This window comes from Raoultella sp. T31 (assembly GCF_002806725.1).
GTDB classification, from domain to species: Bacteria; Pseudomonadota; Gammaproteobacteria; order Enterobacterales; family Enterobacteriaceae; genus Klebsiella; species Klebsiella electrica.
On the sequence record NZ_PIBO01000012.1, the window covers coordinates 111572 to 130911 of the forward strand.

Below are 19340 nucleotides of genomic sequence, written 5' to 3' on the forward strand. Positions count from 1 at the left end.
CCGACTTGCCGGGCATTGATTCTCATCGTTGACCCTTAATGGCCGATGAACCTGAATACCAGAGGCATCGGCAATGCCAGCGCGACGAGCGCCCGGTTTCTGGCGCTACCGCATGCGCTCTGCAAGCGTGAACATTTTTTATTATCTCCGGCCCCCCGGGCCTGAAACGGGAAAGACACCGATGACATTAACGCAATCGCTGGCGAAACTTATCGTCACCTCGTCCCCTTCCCCCGCAGCTCACGAAGCCGCACGCGAAGGGTTGCTGGATTTTTTGGCGGTTACCCTGCCGGTTTTACGCGGCGACTTCCCCGATGCAGGGCTGAACAGTTTGCATCAGGTTTACCGCGCTGACGATCCGCCGACCCGCGCATTGCTGCTCGGGTATGTCGGGCACGCGCTGGATTTTGACGATTTCCATCCCGATTTTCGCGGTCACCCCAGCGTGGTGATTTTGCCCGCGCTTCTGGCGCTGGCCTCACAAAGACCCGAGATCAATGGCGGACATTTTCTCGATGCGTACGTGACCGGAGTGGAAATGTCCGGACGCCTCGGGCTGGCCGTCGGTTCTCAGCATTACACTCTCGGTTTTCACAATACCGCCACGCTCGGCACGATTGCCGCCGCTGCTGCCTGCGCGCGGCTGGTGAATGCCACTGAACGGCAAACGGCGGTGATTCTGGGTATCGCCACGACGCAGTCCGCAGGTTTACGTGCGCAGTTCGGCAGTGATGTCAAACCGCTGCACGCCGGTCTGGCGGCGCAGACCGCCGTCATTGCCACACAGCTGACGCTGGCAGGCTTTCACGGCCAGCCGGACAACGTGCTGGACAGCTTTTTATCGACTTATTGCGCCGGTCAGCAGCAGCCGCAAAAGCTCATCTCGGGCTGGGGCGCGCCGTGGCGGATTATCTCGCCCGGTCTGGAATTCAAACCCTATCCGACCTGCGCAGGCACGCATAGCGCCGCCGATGCCGCACGGGCTCTCCGCCAGGAGTGGCTGAAAACAGGCAACAGCACGGATGCACTGGTCGCGGCCATCGAACGCATTGACGTTTCTTTTCCGCCGGGTGGCGATATTGCGGCGTCGGTGCGAAAACCCAACACCGGCGTTGAAGCCCGGTTCAGTCTGGAGTACGTGATTGCGGCGTGTTTGCTGCGCGGGGAACTACGCTTAGAGGATTTCTCACCGGCCCCGGTGGAGAAAGATATTGCCGCGCTGGCAGAAAATGTGGCGCGTTGCCCGGATTTCTCCGCGCCGCCGGACGAGCAGAACCCGGCCGCGCGTTTTCATCAGGTGACGATGTTTTTGCGTGACGGCAGAATGCTGCAACGGCGTTTCACCCGGCAGCAAAGTCTGGCGATCCCGTTTGATTTACCGGCAAAACTGCGTGCCTGTTTGCCCAACTTCACAGACGCAAAGCGGGCGGAGCTGGTGGCGCTGAGCAGGCTGGAAAACCGCGACAGTCTGCCGCGGCTGGTTGATATGTTATTTGCGAAACAAATTAACGCAGCGTCATTATAAAACCGTCGACAGGAAATGGCGGACACGGACGTTCTCCGTTTCATCGAGCACACTTTTCGTTGGCCCCGACGCCACAATCTTGCCACCCTCCATAAAGATCACGTTATCTGCCACTTCTCGTGCAAAGCCGATTTCGTGGGTGACAATCACCATCGTTATCCCCGAATGCGCCAGCTTTTTAATCACCTGCAACACTTCGCCCACCAGTTCAGGATCCAGCGCGGAAGTGGGTTCATCGAACAACATCACTTCAGGATCCATCGCCAGCGCACGGGCAATGGCTACACGCTGCTGCTGTCCGCCGGAAAGCTGCTGCGGCCAGTCATCTTCACGACTGGCTAACCCAACCTGCCGGAGCAACGCGCGGGCTTTACTGAATACCTGCTGACGGTTTTGCTTCTTCACCCGCAAAGGCGCATCGGTAATATTTTGCAAAACGGTGCGGTGCGGAAACAAGTTAAATTGCTGAAATACCATGCCGGTACGGCTGCGCTGCGCGGCGATTCTGCGGCTGCTCAGTTCATACAATGCCTGCCCTTTCTGCTGATAACCGACCAGTTCGCCACCGATACGGATCGTGCCGCCATCCAGTTTTTCAAGATGATTAATACAGCGCAGCAAGGTGGACTTCCCTGAACCGGAAGGCCCGAGGATCACCGTGACCGAACCGGCCGGAATATCGAGGCTGATTTCATCCAGAATGGTATTACCGGAGAAACGTTTAGTGACTTTGCGAAATTCAATGGCTTCACCCATGGCTGGCTTCTCCTGCGCTGATACTGGGGGAACTCACCGTGCCGGATGCCGATGCTTTCCCGGCTTTGCGTTTTACCTTGCGGTGACTACTGCGGCTGAAATGTCGTTCAACGTAATACTGAATCACTGAAAGCAATGATGTCAGCAGCAGGTACCACAAGGTGGCGACCAGCAGCAGCGGGATCACTTCATAGGTGCGCTGATAAATAATCTGCGCGGAGAACAGCACATCCTGTAATGAAATCACCGAGACAACCGCGGTGGTTTTCAACTGACCGATCACTTCATTCCCGGCCGGCGGCAGAATAGCGCGCATCGCCTGCGGCAAAATGGTGTGGAGGAATATCTGCGCCGGGCGGTAACCCAGAGCACGTGCAGCCTCGACTTGCCCGGTACCGACGCTCTGGATCCCGGCGCGGATAATCTCTGCGGCATAGGCAGACTGATGCATGACTAATGCAATTACGGCAGCGCTGAACGGGCTAATCAGTGAGTTCGCGGAAACGCTCCAGATTTCACCTGCCCACGGCAGCGAAAGCGAAATATTCGGGTAAAGCGCGGCAATGTTGTACCAGAGAAACAACTGAACCAGCATCGGCACCCCGCGGAAAAACCAGGTATATCCCCAGCTGACAGCGACCAGCACCGGATTGGATGACAGGCGCATCAGCGCCAGAATCGTGCCGCCTGCAAAGCCCAAAATCACGGAAATTGCGGTCAGTTGCAATGTCATCAGTACGCCCTGAACGATCGACGGACCGGTAAAGTTTTCGGCAATCACCGACCATTCAAAACGCGGATTGCTGAGCATGGAGTTCCCCATAGCCAGCAATATCAGCAGTACTATCAGGGCGCTTATCCAGCGCCCGATATATTTTTTACCGATGATCCTCAGTTCTTCCGGCTGCCGATCGTGTGTTTCACTGCTCATCCGAAAATCTCTTCATTGCGTTTCGACTCTTTGACTGCGCCAAAACCGATGGACCATTTATCGAGGATCTGCTGGTAAGTGCCGTCCTTGATCAGCGAGTTCAGGGATGCCTGCACCGCCTCTTCCAGCCCCGACTGTTTAGGAAACGCCACGGATACAGGCGCATCATCAACATGAATAGTGCCGGTCAGCGTCAGCGGTTTGACCTGGCTAACCTGATAGGTCAGACCTTCATACGGGCCGAAGAACATCGGTACGCGACCGCTGACCACAGCCTGTACGCCCGAAGGGCGATCCGGGAAGACGGCAATCTTGATCGGCGGTTTCCCCGCATCAGTACAAATTTTGCTGGCCGCTTCAAGACGCCCGATCTGCGTCGTGCCCGCGCCGGCGCCCACTTCCTGCCCGCACACGGCATTAAAAGAGGTAAATGGCGCAATATTGGCGTCTTTACGCGAGATAACCCCCAGCCGCGACGCATCGTAATAACTGACGAAATCGACCTGCTCGAGACGTTTTTTGGTGGCATTGATGTTGGATAGCGCGACGTCATAGCGACCGGATTTCAACCCCGGTATGATGTTGTCGAAACCGCCGGTATCCTGCCAGCGCACTTCCACACCGAGCCTTGCCGCCACGGCATTCATCACATCAATCTCACGCCCGGCGAGCGTTTTATTGTCTTGCTGGAAAAAAGTGGTTGGCGGCGTATTCGGATTGGTGCCTGCAACGATATATCCGCGTTTGGCGATATCCGGCGGAAGCTTACTTTTCAGCGCCTCATCAGCGGTGACATGAAAGGTGGTAGAAGACGGAACAATCTGCCCGGCAGCCCACGCAGAAGAGAGATTCCCGGCAATCAGCAAAGGGAGGAGTAATTTAGATAATGTCATAAAGAAGCCTTTTCCTGGTGAAAACCTGTAAAAACCACAAAAGAGGTGTGGTAAAAGAGGCAAAGCCATCAGAGGAGTTTTATCGTTCACAGAGCAACCCCCTCCCTGCCTTAGACATGATTTTGCGGGCATATACCTTTTACTGACAAATGAGAAAAAGAGATAAAGATTGCGAAAAAGTGGCAAAGTCAGGGGCGGACTGAAGATCGGTTTTAATTCAAACTCAAGGTCAACACCGTGAGCTCGCAGCACACACCAGCCAAAAGGGTTGTCAACGGATAGGGGCGGCACAGGAGGAGAGAGCAGACACCGGGGTGTCTGCCTGATGCATTGACGGTAAAGCTACCAGCCGCAAACGTTGGTCTCTTCATCCGATTCATAACCGCGCACGATATTAATCAGATCTTTGATGGCATCGGCAGCCACGCCCGGCGCCTGCAGTTCACTCAGGGAGGCAAACTCCTGATCCACCGATACGCCATTATTATTATTGGTCACCGACAGCGTGAACCCCTTCCCTTGCGTATTGTCAGACGACAGCCGGGCAACCAGTTCCGCCAGCGCCTGTTCGGCCATGGCGGGAATATATAGCGCCATCGGCTTCAAATAGACTTTCTCTTGCCTGTCATTATTGTTGCCATTCGCAACAGCCAGTGAATAACCCCTGTTTTCGTCGTTCATACCGGTAACCTTACCCCTCTATCAGAATTTGAGGATCAACATAGAAATCCACATTGAAGACGGTGTCTTCAGTCAAGGCTTCAATTCGGTGCCATTTCTCCGGCGGAAATACGCCGAACTGGCCGGCTTCAATCGTCAGTGTGTCCACCGGCTGCGGGCTGGTCTCATCGGCATAGCCGTAATAGCGGATAGCCCCCTGCATCACAGCCAGGCGGGGATAGACCCCCTGCCGCGTTCCGGCATCCAGATGCCGCTGCCAGATTGAAGCGGGCGCTGTCTCTTTCGTCCACAGAGGCGTGGTGCGCGTGTGAACATAATGGGTGGGAATAATAATTCGCTGCATGATTCGGCCTCTCTTTCCGCACCCTTGCGTGCGGTAGCAACGGTGAAATATGTTGCATATGATATACCCCTTTCAATCACTGAGGGTATTATTTTTAGAGAGGATAATTTTCTACCCCTGTTAATACTCAATAAGGGTTAGTTTTGTTTAAATATAAAGATGGACGGATCTGATGAGTCAGATCCGCAATAAGACAGGAGCGCAGATAATTTATTTTAGCGGCGTGTTCAGGGGCCCGGGTTTACCAATCAGATAACCCTGAACCAGATCGCAACCTAATTGTTGCAGCGACTGGAGTTGTTCTTCTGTTTCGACACCTTCGGCGACAATACACATATGCAAACTTTTCCCCATACTGATGATCAAACGCACAATATCGAGATCGTCTTTTTGCTGCGGAATATTAATCACGAACGAGCGATCGATTTTTATCTTATCGAACGGGAAATAGCTCAGCCGCGACAATGACGAGTAGCCGGTACCAAAATCATCAATCGAAATCTGGATCCCCAGCTCGCGCAACTGGCTGAGGATCTCTAAGGAGCGGGTGTTTTCATTGAATACATCCGACTCGGTAATTTCCAGATCCAGACGATGCGGATCGAGACCCGTTTTTTGCAATACGTTGACAATCACCTCGGTCAACGAGCAGTTAATCAACTGAATCGGCGAGACGTTTACCGAGACCTTAAGCGGCGATGACCAGCGCGCCGCCTCTTCGCAGGCGGTGCTGAGCACCCACTCGCCGAGGGCGTTTATCATGCCCGTTTTCTCGGCTATCGGAATAAAGGTGCTCGGCGGAACCAGGCCACGTATCGGATGGAACCAGCGTACCAGCGCTTCATAACCGTAAATTTCGCCGCTGACCGTATCGGCTATCGGTTGGTAATAAACCCGGAATTCATCATTATCGAGCGCCTGCAGCAGGTCATCCTCAAACGATTTATTCTCCTGGAGACGTTGCAGCATAGCGGGACGGAAGACCTTAACGGTGCCCGGGCCCTCTTTTTTCGCCTCATACAGCGCAAGATCGGCGCATTTATACAAATAATCGGTACGCGTTTCGCGATCGGAAAGCACGATGCCGATGCAGGCATCGATGTTGATCATCGAGTCATAGATTTGATAGGGCTGGATGATTTTTTCCCGAATCACCATCGCCCGTTCCAGCGCCATCTCTTCGCTCAGGTCGCAGGAGATCAGCGCGAACTCATCGCCTCCCAGACGATAGAGCGTTTCCGCGGTTTTACGGAAAAACGACAGGCGGCTGGCCAGTTCCTGCAGCAGTTTATCGCCGGAATCGTGGCCCAGGGTATCGTTGACTTCTTTAAAATTATCGAGGTCGAACAGCATCACCACGGCACAACCGTCGTAAGGCCTGACCTGATTGACGATTTCCTGCAACTTTTGCCAGAAGGAGAGCCGGTTAGGCATACCGGTCAGCGAATCATGGTAGGCATCGTACTGCAGGCGGCGGTTTTGCACCTGCAGTTTCTCTTTTGATAACTGCAGATCGTCGGCCAGCAGTTTCATTCGCACGTGGGCGCGGCGCAGATTGTTATTCTGCCGCAGCATCAACAGCCCCAGCGTAATACAGGTTGTAATCAACAGGATGGAGATAATTGAATAGATATAATACAGATTCTGAATTTTATCGTGGGTATGATTAACCACGTCAATCCCCTGCACCAGCGAGGTGGAGGCAAGCGAGGTCATCGGGCCGTCAATCTCTCTCATTTTGCTTAACACCGCCTTAATCTGGGCAGGTGTCATCTTATCCAGCCCGCTATCGAGCTGCTGCAAAATACTGTTCAGGCGATCGACGGTGGCCTGGCGCCCGGCATCTTTATGAATAAAATTCCCCAGGTCGCCCTGCTGCAACAGCTCCACCTGGCTCAACATAATATCCAGGCGCAGACGGACCTGATCGTGGTCAGCACTCTCCACGCCAAGCGCGTATGCGCCTAAACACGACTCCAGCCGCATGTACTCGGAAACCACCTGGGAGACTGACCAGGTATCCGTATAGCGGGTTAATTTCTGCAACTCACTTTGACGCTCATGCACCAGATACATAATGTATCCGGTGATGATGAACAGCGACAAAATAATTCCAGTAAGTATTCGATTCAAGATCAAACCCTTACTCTATGATAATTTTTGAAACTTGCCACGCCGAACGGGAATAATAAACCTGGTTTTGCAGTTCAGGGCTGCTATCGTACGGATAAACAATAAATAAAGGGCCTTTATCACGGATGTGCATATATTCGCCATTTAATTTTAGCGCGAGGATAACAGGGAACTTGCGAAAATCATCAAGCGGGACCGTCGTCGTATAGTCGTTCAAGGCAATGACCCTGGCCGTTGTCCCCCTGGCACCGACTAAATCCATGAGTTTGCTAAGGGAAACGCCATCAAAGCGCACTTTTCCTGAGTACCAGGGCGTGGTGGTGACAATCGTCTCCATCCCCAGTTTTTCTAATCCAGCCAGGTCAAACACCGCGCTATCGCCTGCATTTGTATTTCCAATCAAGCCGGAAATGGTTAAAACAGGCTTCCCGACTGGGGCAGGCAGTTTTTCTGCAAAAGCATTAGGCAAAACCATAACACAAAATAAAACTGCGAAAAGTAGACGCATTTAGCTCACCATTCAGGAATTGGAGATAAGTTAATTGTAAACCATTAAGGCCAATTCTTAAAAGACGTCAGCAGCGGGTTGTGAGGTTCTCGATTAAAAATATTCTCTCTTTCCAGAACACTCTGAACCGATGTTTACGCCTGACGATAAAAAGCACATTTTTTACCATTAAAGCAGTACTTTCGGTAAAAATCTTTTCTCTCATCCGGTGGCGCGGTAGTCTCTATACAGACGCCGCGAGGACTGCGTCTCATTCCAATAATGATAAACACAGCAACAGACAGGACAGGTATGGACTCAACGCTTATTTCCTCCCGCCCCGGCAGGGAGACATGCTCACTCAATCGCGCCAGAAGAGCTGCCTGGGGCAGCTTTGCCGGCGCCGTGGTTGACTGGTACGATTTTTTACTCTACGGCATTACCGCCGCCCTGGTTTTTAACCGCGAATTTTTCCCGCAGATTAGCCCGGCAATGGGCACGCTGGCCGCCTTTGCCACTTTCGGCGTCGGTTTTCTGTTCCGCCCCCTCGGCGGTATCATCTTCGGTCATTTCGGCGATCGCCTTGGGCGCAAACGAATGCTGATGATGACCGTCTGGATGATGGGAATTGCGACCGCCTGCATCGGTCTGCTCCCTTCTTTTAATCAAATCGGCTGGTGGGCACCCGTGCTGCTCGTCACCCTACGCGCTATTCAGGGCTTCGCCGTCGGTGGAGAATGGGGCGGCGCGGCGCTGCTGGCAGTAGAAAGTGCGCCCAAAAATAAAAAAGCCTTCTATAGCAGCGGGGTCCAGGTGGGGTACGGCGTGGGTCTGCTGCTTTCCACCGGCCTGGTCTCGCTGATCAGCGCCAACACCACCAACGAGCAGTTTCTCAGCTGGGGCTGGCGCCTGCCGTTCTTGTTCAGCGTGGTGCTGGTGTTAGTCGCGCTGTGGATCCGCAACGGTATGGCTGAATCAGCTGAATTTGAACATCAGCAGCAGGAGGCCCATCTAAAGACCGCCAAAAAGCGCCTGCCGGTGGTCGAAGCCCTGTTCCGTCATCCCGGCGCGTTTTTACTGATTATCGCCCTGCGTCTGTGCGAACTGCTGACCATGTATATTGTCACCGCCTTCGCCCTGAATTACTCAACGCAGAATCTCGGCCTGCCGCGTGAGCTGTTCCTGAATATTGGTCTGCTGGTCGGCGGGATTAGCTGTCTGACGATCCCCTGCTTCGCCTGGCTTGCGGATCGCTTTGGCCATCGGCGGATCTACATTACCGGCGCGCTCATCGGCACGCTCTGCGCGTTCCCGTTCTTTATGGCGCTGGAAAGTCAGTCGTACTTCTGGATCCTCTTTTTCGCCCTGATGCTGGCTAATATTTCCCATGACATGGTGGTTTGCGTTCAGCAACCGATGTTCACCGAGATGTTTGGCGCCAGCTATCGTTATAGCGGGGCTGGCGTCGGATATCAGGTCGCCAGCGTCATTGGCGGCGGCTTTACGCCCTTTATTGCCGCGGCGTTAGTCGCCTTCTCCGGTGGCGCCTGGCACAGCGTGGCGATTTACCTGACCGGCGGCTGTCTGCTCTCCGCCGTCACCGCCATGTTGATGAAAAAGAACCCTCGCGCCTGATGGCGTGGTGCGCGGCGGGAAACCGCCGCGCAGATGGAGACCTTATGATCAAGGACAACCGCCCGGCCTGCTGGCCGGCACAGTTTCATCCTCAACCGCTGCCGCTGCGCTACTGCCCTGACCCGACGCTGGCCGAACAGCCGCTGTTTGAGCAAGCTCGCCGTGGCGAAGCGGCGGCGCAGATCTGGCAGGCTCCGCAAGGGCTGGTGGTCCCCGGCAGCTATCGCAAATTCAGTGAACTCAGCGCCGTCAGCGCGCTTTTTTCCCGTCGCGGCTGGCCAGTGTGGCTGCGCCGCTCCGGCGGCGGCCTGGTCCCACAGGGCCCCGGAATTATCAATCTCAGCCTCGCCTGGCCGGTCACGCAGCCGCTGGGCGAAGCGGCAGAACCTATTTATCTACAGCTCTGCGGGCTCCTTCAGCGCACGCTGGCGACGTTTGGCGTCGGGAGTCATTATCAGGCGGTGACGGGGTCATTTTGCGACGGGCGCTACAACCTGGCCTGCGGCGAGGGCGACCATGCCCGCAAAATTGTCGGCACCGCCCAGTACTGGCGGCCGTTGGCCGCTGATCAAGGACATGTGGTGCTTGCTCATGCGGTGATTTTGCTGGACACCGATCTGATCGGCGCCCATCAGGCCGCGAATGATTTTGAAGCGCGCCTCAACAGCGGCCGGGTCTATCGTGCTGATAAGACCGTAACCCTGGCGCAACTGCTGCCCGGCGAAACAGACTTGCTTCCCCGCTTTCACCAGGCGCTGACAGAACAGCTGGCGCTTTTCAGTTGAAGGTGTGCTTCAAATAGTGGCTGAACGTCTCGACCGCGCGTAACACGCGCGGGGCATAGGGCCGGATGACATACGGGTTTGGCGCAAAGACCTCAACCGGCCGCCAGCCTGGCAGCAACTCCTGCACCAGCCCGCGACCAATGGCCTCCCGGGCGCTGAAATCAGGCAACAGCGCAATACCCAGCCCTGCCAGCACCGCATCACGAAGCGATTCGCTGTTATTGGTGGCGAACGGGCCATGAACCTTGACACTCAGCCGGTTGCTCGCGGGACTCAAACGTCCACTGCGGGCTTTGCGTCCCGCGCGGATAGGTCAGGCACTGATGGTGGCGCAACGTCTCCGGCGAGTCCGGGCGACCAAAGCGGTGGATATACTCTGCCGAGGCGACAATCAGCGTCGCCCAGTATATAACCGGAGAGCTGTAACCCTCCCGGCACCGTGCCGTTATGCTTTCGGCGCGGTTGCCATTCGCCTTCGCGCCTTTTGCTCGATATTTTCCAGCAGTTCCTGCACGTCATCCTCATCAATATCAAGGAACTGACCGTCGAGAAGCGCGGCATGAATATCTTCGCGGGTCACCGGGATCCCCAGCGGCACGACGTTAGGTTTGACCTCTTCAGCCGCCAGAGAGTGAGGATAGCGCCGCCCGACGAGGTTGTTGAAGATGATTGCCAGTAGCGCCAGCATCATTGAATTGAGCAGTACCGGCGTCAGGACAAAGTGGTATCCCGCGCTGTGGACGCCCGCTCCGCCGAGGATCGCCGTCAGCGCAACGGCGCCGCCGGGCGGATGCAGACAGCGGAGGAAATACATGGCGGCAATGGCCAGTCCGGCTGCCAGACCGCAGGCCAGGGCAAGATGAGGCACCCACATCCCGACGGTCACGCCGATCAGCGCCGACACCACATTGCCCCCGACGATTGACCACGGCTGCGCCAGCGGACTATTCGGTACACCGAACAGCAGCACCGCGGAGGCCCCCATCGGCGCGATAAACCACAGATTCATTTCACCCAGCAGCCAGTGGCTGAACATACTGGTGACGGCCAGCCCCGTACCGGCACCTAACGAGCCGAGAAGGATATGTTTTCCGGCAACGGGCAGCGCATGCGGCTTTAATCGTCCAAGAAAAATGCGCACCCGCGAGAATAGTGCGGTCGGTAAAACGCTTAACATCGAACGGCTCACTCACGTCATAGGAATAACTTATATTTTATTTTCATTTTTTAACCATATTTTAACAACCATATCTTTCGCAGGGTGACTTCCCCGCGGAATTTAGCGGTACGCCGCCGTTATGTGATCCCGGAACACTACGTTAGAATCATTTCCCCACCGGGATTTAACCCACTCTACGGATTGAAGGTCACAATACAGTGAATAATAAGACAAATTTAGTGAAAGACGTGGCATGGGCCAGCCAGAATATGCCGCGCACGCTGCGTCAGGTCGCCGCCCTTCCCGATCTGAGCCATGTCCGACTGGCCTGCTGTATGCATCTGGATATGAAAATGATTCCGCTGGTGCAGGGGATTCTGGAGAAAGGGGCGAAAGTCTTTCTGACCACCTGTAACCCCACCACCGTGCAGGATGAGGTTGTCGCCTGGCTGGTAGAGCGCGGCGCACAGGCCTGCGCCTGGCGCGACATGAGCGATGCCGACTGGCAGCACTCCTGGGAAAAAGCGATCGCCTGGGATCCTACCCACCTGTGCGAAATGGGCGCCGATCTCACCACCCTGCTGCACCAGCGCGGTGAATTTGGCCACATCGTCGCCGGTCTGGAAGCCACCGGCTCCGGCGTCAGCCGCCTGGGCGATATTCGTCCCGGCTACCCTATCTTTAACTGGGACGATCTCCCGGTTAAAGAGGGACTGCATAACCGCCACATGGTGGGCCTCACGGCCTGGCATACCTTCTTCCAGACCACTCACCTGACGCTGCATGAGAAGAAAGTGTTGGTCATTGGCTACGGTCTGGTGGGACAAGGCGTTGCCGCCGCAGCGAAAGCCTTTGGCGGACAGGTGATGGTGGCAGAAATCGATCCCGCCCGTCGCCTGCAGGCAGCCTATGATGGCTGGCATGTTGTGGATTTACAGGATGCCATCGCCTCGGCCGATGTGGTCGCCACGGCAACCGGCGCGAAGAAAGTGGTCAATAGCGCGGCGCTGGATAACGCCAAAGATGGCGTATTTATTCTCAATGTCGGCCACGTTGCGGAAGAGATCGACTGCGGCTATCTGCGTCAGTTCAGCCACGACGAGGTGATGCCGTATATCAATGCGTACCGGGTGGGCGATAAAACCGTCTACCTGATGGCCAACGGCTCAATGCTGAACCTGACCGCGGGATTTGGTGACAGCCTGAACGCCTTTGACGTCACCCTGGCCGTGATGGCCAGCGGGATTCATCATATTGTAACGGACGGTATGAACGCGAAAGCCGATGTCTATCTGCTGCCGCAAAGCGTCTGGCAAAAAGCGCTGTAAATCCGCAAAAACTCAGGGCGACAGCGGCCGCCCTGAGTCCGGCTTAGCGGCTTTCCGGCAGGACAATATGGCTTTCCGCCAGCGTGCCCATGTCGTTAAATACCGTGCATGCCGCCTGCACAAGATGCATCGCCAGCGCGGCGCCGCTGCCCTCTCCCAGCCGCATATCCATATCCAGATAGGGCTTCAGCTGCAGATGTTCCAGCGCGATACGTGCCCCTTTTTCCGCCGACAGATGCGAAGGGATCAGATACGGATGCACGCCCGGAGCCAGACGGCAGGCTGCCAGTGCGGAGGCATAGGAGAGGAAGCCATCCAGCACAACCGGCAGTCCGCAGGAGGCGGCGCCCAGCATCACGCCGGTCATCCCCACCAAATCAAATCCGCCCACTTTCGCCAGCACGTCGAGACCATCATCGGCCTGCGGCTGGTTGACCGCAATCGCCCGACGGACGACATCGGCTTTGTGTCCCAGCTGCGATACCGGCAGGTTAGCGCCGATGCCGACCACATCCTGCGCATCGCTGTCGGTAAGCACGCTGACGACCGCCGCCGCCGGGGTGGTGTTCGCCATCCCCAGTTCGCCAACGCCGAATACGCGTACGCCCTGCGCAGCCAGTTCTCGCGTATAGCGGATGCTGGCCAGCAGCAGCGCCGTCGCCTGTTCCCGGCTCATGGCCGCCGTCCGGGCGATATTACCGCTGCCGCGCGCCACTCGCATATCCACCAGACCAGGGATCGGATCCGCGTCGATACCGGCATCAACCACATGCACCTGCACGCCCGCCTGGGCCGCCAGCACGCAGACGCCGGTATTTTTGCGGGTCATGTTTATCGCCTGAATCGCCGTGACGGCCTGCGGCGAGATAGCCACACCTTCATGCCAGACGCCGTGATCGGCGCACATCACCACAATCGCTTTTTCCGCCACTTGCAGTTGGCCGTGCAGCCCCGGCATTCCGGCCAGCTGCACTGCCAGCGCCTCCAGCCGTCCCAGACTGCCCGGCGGTTTTAATAAACCATCCAGATGTTGTTGCGCCTGAGCCATCGCCGCGCGGTCCGGCAGCGGAATGTCGGCGATGAAGGCCGAAAGATTGTCCATCATGTTCCTCGTAGCACTTGCAGGTGATTTGCCATTGCCCGTGGTGAACGCCGTCGCGCGTGAAAGCTGGCGTGGCGGTTCGCCGCCGGGGGAAGGAGATAAATCCAGAGAGGGGATCATTCCCGACGGCGAGAGCCGCCGCCGGGCAGACGCGATGCGATTACTCTTCGACCTTCTCTTCGGCCTTCGCTTCGCCCATGACTTTCAGCTTTTTGGAAATGTCACGACGTTCTTTGGACAGTTCGGCATTTTTGATGATGTAGTCATCAACACGATCTTCGTAATCGCTTTTCATGCTGGCGATGATGCCCTGAATAGCTTCAACGCTCATGCCCGGTTTGATGTAATCGCTGAGGTTGTCCAGCAGCAGTACGCGCTTCTGGTTATCACGGATCTTTTTCTCAACGTCCTGAATTTCACGCTGCAATTTGTTCTTACGACGATACAGACGAACAAACTCCAGTACGTCCTGGAAAGAAGGCTTAGTTGTTTCCATTTTTACACCCCTAATATTTGAGATTCGGATTCGCTAAAGCGACTGCTATATAGGGCTAACATAACTGTTAGCAGCCGCGGATGACAATGTTTTTTCCTTTATGTTTATCATACCCCTAAATGCTGCTGAATCGAAGCAACCTGTGGGCAAATGGCGTGCATCTGGTTTTTATTTACGCAAAGCCCGGCAGATTAAATTCGACAGCAGTTCAAGCTGGCGCGCCAGTTCTATCGACAGCCAGACGTAGCCGTGGATCGGGGTTTCCGCCAGGCTATCTCCCTGATGTTCTTTCATGAGTTCGCGCAGTTCGGCGACGATCTCATTAAGTTTTTCGGTGTTGGCGCGAATCGGCTGCGGATTACCTTCATACAGCGCATGCGCAATCGTCAGCAGCGTTTGCTGAGTCATCTGCTGGGTTTCGCGCAAGGTGTGGGCGTTGAGCATCACAAAATGACCGGGACGTGAGCTCCAGTATGCATTGATCTGCAGTTCCAGCATGCAGACCAGGTTACGATTCACGGTTTGAATGGCTTCGAAGATAGCTTTCTGGATATGGGTTTCTTTGCTTGCCGGCGTAATCAGCCCGCGCATCTTGACCACGTCGTTAAGCACTTTTTGCAGATGTTTTTCCAGCCGCGGTCTTTCCACCAGATTGGGGGAGAATCCGGCCTGATACAGGCGGTTGAAGGCGGTGACGTAATTTGCCATCTGGATTCGCCAGTGCAGGAACGCCCGCTGCGGCCAGATGCCGGTAAACAGCATAGCCAGCAGGGAGCCAAAGATAACATCGCCGCTTCGCCATAGCGCCGTGTGCATATCCCCGGGCGGCGCGCCGACCACGACCGCCAGCGTAATGCCAATGAGCAGCGCCTGATACGGTTTTTTGCCCAGCGCCAGCCAGCCGCAGAGGAACATCGCCCCCGCGCACCACAGCACCATCACGGGTAAGGAGATAAGCTCAAGCTTTAACGCGACCAGCCCGAGCGCCGAGCCGAGGATAGTGCCGCCAATACGTTCAAAGGCGCGTGGTACTACGTTACCCCAGAATGAAATCGGCCCCATCACCACCACCAGGGTGATCAGAGGCCACGTCCCTTCCGGAACATTCAGCAAACGAACCAGTAAAAAAGTGAGGACAAAGGCCAAAGCAATTCGAATACCATGCACCACGCGATAGTGGCGATACAGACGGATTTCGAAAGGCTTAAGTGATTTATCAGCGCGCACAAACCTCTCCAGCAAGCAAACGGCGGCAGGAAGCAAAGGCCAATTGTAACTGCTTTTTCAGCGTAAGCTGTACGCTAATGTAAAAAACCTTGTCCACAGAAGGGGTAAGCGCTTATTTCTCCACCCGTTCGACCGCGACATACATTTCGATGTCCCAGTAGCCGTCCTGATTGCCGTCGTTGAGATAGACCTCAAAACAGGGCTTTGCCGCCAGCTGATACTCTTTGCTCTGCACCAGGCTATTGAAGAACGCCAGCCACGGCGTCGAGAAGTCGTGGTTTTCCACCCGCGCGCTGGCGAATGCGTACTCTCCCCCCGCAATCTCAGTGATAATGACCCCTTCGCTGTTGGGCGGAACGACAAAATCGTCGGCCACGGTGACCACCGTAGCGCAGCGCAACTTCTCCGGCGGGACCTGATCGGGATTGTCATAGTAGACGGCCACCCACTCCTGTGCCGGAATCTGACGGCCGCTGACCCACGCCATGAGCTGCTCAAAACCCTGTTTAACGGTCTGATCCCAGGGCCCCACCCTATGAAAACCGGCAATGGTACGTTTGCCGACGGACTTCACGCTGTAGTTCATCGTGCCTCCACCAGTGATAGTAACTGTATAAATGTACATATACTGTAGCCAGGTGATGCACATCAGTATGTGCGCTGATTCACAGAGTGGCCAATGCGGGGGAACGAAAAATGAGGCAAAAAAACGCCCCGGACGGGGCGTTGCGGTCACAGCGCGTGATGCAGATAATCGCTCATCCGCGAGAACACGCCGCCTTTGCCGACGCTTTCCAGCGTCACCAGCGGCCAGTGGGCGACCACTTTGTCGCCATCATAGAGTGAGATTTCCCCGACCCGTTGATTCGCGGCAATCGGCGCTTCGAGATCTTTTTTATCCAGCACGTATTTGGCTTTAATACGTGACACTTCCGACTTCGGCAGCGCCAGCCAGAAATCCTGATCGGTGCCCAGCTGGATTTGCTCTTTATCGCCGTACCAGATCCGCTCGCTACCGACCTTCTTGCCCTTTTGCAGCACCTGAACGGTATCGAAATTTTGCTGGCCCCAGTGCAGCAGCTTAGCCGCCTGCTGCTCGCGCCCTTTCGGGCTGTCGGCGCCCATCACTACGGCTATCAGGCGCCGCTGGCCATCCACCGCGGAGGCAATCAGGTTAAAGCCGGCGCCGGAGGTATGCCCGGTCTTTAGCCCATCAACATTCATGGTCTTATCCCACAGCAGACCGTTGCGGTTTTGCTGGGTAATTCCGTTCCACGTCAGGCTTTTTTGGCTGTACATGTGGTAAACGTCCGGCTCGCCGTGAATGATCGCCCGCGACAGTACCGCAAGATCATACGCCGAGCTGTGCTGACCCGGCGCATCCAGGCCATGCACGGTTTCAAAGTGAGTATCCTGCAGATGCAGTTTTTTTACGTACTCATTCATCATGGCCACGAACTGCGGCTGGCCGCCAGCGACATAGTCGGCCAGCGCCACGCAGGCATCATTACCGGAGTCGACGATCAGGCCGCGGCTTAAATCACGAACGCTGACCCGATCGCCGGCCTTAAGGAACATCAGCGACGAGCCGTCGAAAACAGGGTTGCCTTTGGCCCAGGCATCGCGGCCAACGGTCACAACATCATCAAAGGAGATGCGATGGCTGTCGATGGCGCGATCGACGACATATCCGGTCATGAGTTTGGTCAGGCTGGCAGGGTTACGCTGCTGGTGTTCATTCCCCGCAGTCAGTATCTGGCCGGTCGTGTAATCCATCAGTACCCAGGATCCCGCCTGAATGGACGGTGGCGGCACGGTGACGGGCAAATCATTGGCAGCAAATGCGCAAGAAACGCTCGAAGCGAGCAAAGTGACAGCAATAAAAAAACGGCCTTTCAACGGCATATCCTCTAAATTGACAGATTCGCCGTCCTTTTTACGGAAGTTCTCCTTTCAAATCAGGGATTAATTGCAAGAAAATATGACACGCCGGAGGCATCGCGCGGCCAACGCCCTTCTGATGCCCAGGTAAATCGTTTACCATAACGGGTGCCAGCCACCATGGAAAATGAACAGATTATGCAAGATAGCGCCAACCAGCCCGGATTTTTATTCCACGATTATGAGACCTTCGGTACCCACCCCGCGCTCGATCGTCCGTCCCAGTTCGCCGCCATTCGCACCGATGCCGGGCTGAATATCATCGGCGAACCGGAGGTTTTCTACTGCAAACTGGCCGACGACTATCTGCCGCAGCCGCAGGCGGTGATGGTAACCGGGATCACCCCGCAGGAGGCGAACGCCAAAGGCGACAACGAAGCCGCCTTTGCCCGCCGGATTCACGATCTGTTCACGGTGCCGAAAACCTGCATCGTCGGCTACAACAATGTGCGCTTCGATGATGAAGTCAGCCGGAATATTTTTTATCGTAACTTTTACGATCCCTACGCCTGGAGCTGGCAGCACGACAACTCTCGCTGGGATCTGTTGGATGTGATGCGCGCCTGCTATGCGCTGCGCCCGGAAGGGATCAACTGGCCGGAGAACGAGGACGGCCTGCCGAGCTTTCGCCTTGAGCATCTGACCGTCGCCAACGGCATTGAACACAGCAATGCCCACGACGCGATGGCCGACGTTTACGCCACCATCGCCATGGCGCAACTGGTCAAAGCCCGGCAACCGCGTCTGTTTGACTATCTTTACAGCCATCGCAATAAGCGCAAGCTGGCGACGCTGATCGACGTTCCGCAAATGAAGCCGCTGGTCCATGTCTCCGGCATGTTCGGCGCGGCGCGCGGCAACACCAGCCTGGTAGCGCCGCTGGCCTGGCATCCGGATAACCGCAATGCGGTGATCATGGTCGATCTGGCCGGTGATATGACGCCGCTGCTGGAACTGGATGCCGATACCCTGCGCGAGCGGCTGTACACGCCAAAGGCCGATCTGGGGGAGCTGGCGGCGGTGCCGGTTAAGCTGGTTCATCTCAATAAATGCCCGGTGCTGGCCCAGGATAATACGCTGCGCCCGCAGGATGCCGACCGGTTGGGGATTAACCGCCAGCGCTGCCTGGATAACCTGCAGCTGCTGCGCAACCATCCGCAGGTGCGGGAAAAAGCGGTGGCTATTTTCGCCGAAGCGGAGCCGTTTGTTCCCTCCGACAACGTCGACACTCAGCTCTATAACGGCTTCTTCAGCGATGCCGATCGCGCGGCGATGAAAATTGTGCTGGAAACCGAGCCGCGCAACCTGCCGGCGCTGGATATTACCTTTGCCGACAAGCGGATAGAGCGTCTGCTGTTCAACTACCGCGCCCGCAACTTCCCCGGCAGCCTTGACGAGGCCGAGCAGCAGCGCTGGTTAGAGCATCGTCGCGAGGTGTTTACGCCGGCGTTTTTGCAGGCCTATGCCGATGAGTTGCAGATGCTGTATCAGCAGTACGCGGACGATAAAGAGAAGCTGGCGCAGCTGAAGGCGCTGTGGCAGTACGCGCAGGAAATTGTTTAACCTGCGGCAATTCCCGGGTCGCGGCTGACGCCTTACCCGGGCTACAAACGATGACAGGGCTCGTAGCCCGGGTAAGACGCATCGCGTCGCAACCCGGGAACGTTGTTTCGCCCGTCGCCCGGGTAACACGCAGTCCGTCGCAACCCGGGAACGTTGTTTAGCCTGTAGCCCGGGTAAGACGCAGCGCGTCACAACCCAGGAACGTTGTTCCGCCCGTCGCCCGGGTAAGACGCATCGCGTCGTGACCCAGGAACGTTGTTCCGCCTGTAGCCCGTGTAACACGCCGCGCGTCACAACCCAGGAACGTTGTTTAGCCTGTAGCCCGGGTAAGACGCTGTGCGTCGCAACCCGGGGA

19 protein-coding genes and 1 pseudogene are annotated in these 19340 nt (G+C 56.1%); 6 read left to right on the top strand and 14 right to left on the bottom strand.

What is annotated here, in order from left to right; all coding sequences use genetic code 11:
• The first annotated feature begins 181 nt into the window (after nt 1-181).
• Nucleotides 182-1525 (top strand): MmgE/PrpD family protein, encoded by a 1344-nt coding sequence (locus CWM52_RS11175; protein WP_100684168.1) that lies wholly within the window; start codon nt 182-184, stop codon nt 1523-1525.
• Here the strand turns inward: CWM52_RS11175 and CWM52_RS11180 are convergent.
• The 7 genes from CWM52_RS11180 to CWM52_RS11210 all read right to left on the bottom strand — a co-directional run bounded on the left by CWM52_RS11180 (nt 1520) and on the right by CWM52_RS11210 (nt 7770).
• Nucleotides 1520-2281, bottom strand: coding sequence for an amino acid ABC transporter ATP-binding protein (locus CWM52_RS11180; RefSeq protein ID WP_100684169.1), 762 nt, complete (start codon nt 2279-2281; stop codon nt 1520-1522). The genes CWM52_RS11175 and CWM52_RS11180 overlap by 6 nt on opposite strands.
• A complete protein-coding gene (locus tag CWM52_RS11185) occupies nt 2274-3212 on the bottom strand; it encodes an amino acid ABC transporter permease (RefSeq protein ID WP_100684170.1) in 939 nt (312 codons plus the stop codon). Before CWM52_RS11185 ends, CWM52_RS11180 begins: the two co-directional genes overlap by 8 nt.
• Complete coding sequence (locus tag CWM52_RS11190) at nt 3209-4105, bottom strand: ABC transporter substrate-binding protein (RefSeq protein ID WP_100684171.1); 897 nt, start codon at nt 4103-4105, stop codon at nt 3209-3211. The genes CWM52_RS11185 and CWM52_RS11190 overlap by 4 nt, the downstream gene beginning before the upstream one ends.
• 342 nt (nt 4106-4447) lie before the next feature.
• Nucleotides 4448-4786: a DUF1869 domain-containing protein gene (locus tag CWM52_RS11195; RefSeq protein WP_100684172.1), complete on the bottom strand. Its 339-nt coding sequence runs from the start codon at nt 4784-4786 to the stop codon at nt 4448-4450.
• A 10-nt stretch (nt 4787-4796) separates the two neighbouring features.
• Nucleotides 4797-5129 carry a DUF1971 domain-containing protein gene (locus CWM52_RS11200; RefSeq protein WP_100684173.1) on the bottom strand — a complete coding sequence of 111 codons (333 nt, stop codon included), beginning with the start codon at nt 5127-5129 and terminating at the stop codon, nt 4797-4799.
• Nucleotides 5130-5339: 210 nt separating this feature from the next.
• A complete protein-coding gene (locus CWM52_RS11205; protein WP_100684174.1) occupies nt 5340-7262 on the bottom strand; it encodes a putative bifunctional diguanylate cyclase/phosphodiesterase in 1923 nt (640 codons plus the stop codon).
• Between the two features lie 10 nt (nt 7263-7272).
• Nucleotides 7273-7770, bottom strand: coding sequence for a molybdopterin-dependent oxidoreductase (locus CWM52_RS11210; RefSeq protein ID WP_100684175.1), 498 nt, complete (start codon nt 7768-7770; stop codon nt 7273-7275).
• Between the two features lie 291 nt (nt 7771-8061).
• On the opposite strand from CWM52_RS11210, the gene shiA reads away from it, so the two are divergent.
• Nucleotides 8062-9384: a shikimate transporter gene (gene shiA / locus CWM52_RS11215; protein WP_100684176.1), complete on the top strand. Its 1323-nt coding sequence runs from the start codon at nt 8062-8064 to the stop codon at nt 9382-9384.
• Between the two features lie 44 nt (nt 9385-9428).
• A complete protein-coding gene (locus CWM52_RS11220) occupies nt 9429-10169 on the top strand; it encodes a lipoyl protein ligase domain-containing protein (protein WP_100684177.1) in 741 nt (246 codons plus the stop codon).
• Here the strand turns inward: CWM52_RS11220 and CWM52_RS11225 are convergent.
• Together CWM52_RS11225 and CWM52_RS11230 are read right to left on the bottom strand one after the other, a co-directional pair.
• A pseudogene (locus CWM52_RS11225) lies at nt 10162-10585 on the bottom strand (LysR substrate-binding domain-containing protein); the annotation flags it as partial. The gene CWM52_RS11220 and the pseudogene CWM52_RS11225 overlap by 8 nt on opposite strands.
• Nucleotides 10586-10614: 29 nt before the next feature.
• Complete coding sequence (locus tag CWM52_RS11230; RefSeq protein WP_100684178.1) at nt 10615-11346, bottom strand: HPP family protein; 732 nt, start codon at nt 11344-11346, stop codon at nt 10615-10617.
• 200 nt (nt 11347-11546) lie between these two features.
• On the opposite strand from CWM52_RS11230, the gene CWM52_RS11235 reads away from it, so the two are divergent.
• Nucleotides 11547-12656 carry an adenosylhomocysteinase gene (locus CWM52_RS11235; protein WP_100684179.1) on the top strand — a complete coding sequence of 370 codons (1110 nt, stop codon included), beginning with the start codon at nt 11547-11549 and terminating at the stop codon, nt 12654-12656.
• Between the two features lie 43 nt (nt 12657-12699).
• On the opposite strand, the gene cobT is transcribed toward CWM52_RS11235, so the two are convergent.
• From cobT to dacD, 5 genes are all read right to left on the bottom strand, one after another.
• Nucleotides 12700-13758, bottom strand: a complete 1059-nt coding sequence (gene cobT / locus CWM52_RS11240; protein ID WP_100684180.1) for a nicotinate-nucleotide--dimethylbenzimidazole phosphoribosyltransferase — start codon at nt 13756-13758, stop codon at nt 12700-12702.
• A 160-nt stretch (nt 13759-13918) separates the two neighbouring features.
• Nucleotides 13919-14254 carry a DUF496 family protein gene (locus CWM52_RS11245; RefSeq protein ID WP_100684181.1) on the bottom strand — a complete coding sequence of 112 codons (336 nt, stop codon included), beginning with the start codon at nt 14252-14254 and terminating at the stop codon, nt 13919-13921.
• 168 nt (nt 14255-14422) lie between these two features.
• Entirely contained in the window at nt 14423-15481 is a 1059-nt protein-coding gene (locus tag CWM52_RS11250) for an FUSC family protein (RefSeq protein WP_100684182.1), read from the bottom strand.
• 112 nt (nt 15482-15593) lie between these two features.
• Nucleotides 15594-16067: a DNA gyrase inhibitor SbmC gene (sbmC, locus tag CWM52_RS11255; protein ID WP_100684183.1), complete on the bottom strand. Its 474-nt coding sequence runs from the start codon at nt 16065-16067 to the stop codon at nt 15594-15596.
• Nucleotides 16068-16213: 146 nt separating this feature from the next.
• On the bottom strand, nt 16214-17350 hold the full coding sequence (gene dacD, locus CWM52_RS11260) for a serine-type D-Ala-D-Ala carboxypeptidase DacD (protein ID WP_227699433.1): 1137 nt from the start codon (nt 17348-17350) through the stop codon (nt 16214-16216).
• Between dacD and CWM52_RS26770 the strand changes: the two genes are divergently transcribed.
• Entirely contained in the window at nt 17280-17450 is a 171-nt protein-coding gene (locus tag CWM52_RS26770; protein WP_224742592.1) for a hypothetical protein, read from the top strand. The genes dacD and CWM52_RS26770 overlap by 71 nt on opposite strands.
• A gap of 110 nt (nt 17451-17560) precedes the next feature.
• Nucleotides 17561-18985, top strand: a complete 1425-nt coding sequence (gene sbcB / locus CWM52_RS11265; protein ID WP_100684188.1) for an exodeoxyribonuclease I — start codon at nt 17561-17563, stop codon at nt 18983-18985.
• The last annotated feature ends 355 nt before the right edge of the window (nt 18986-19340 follow it).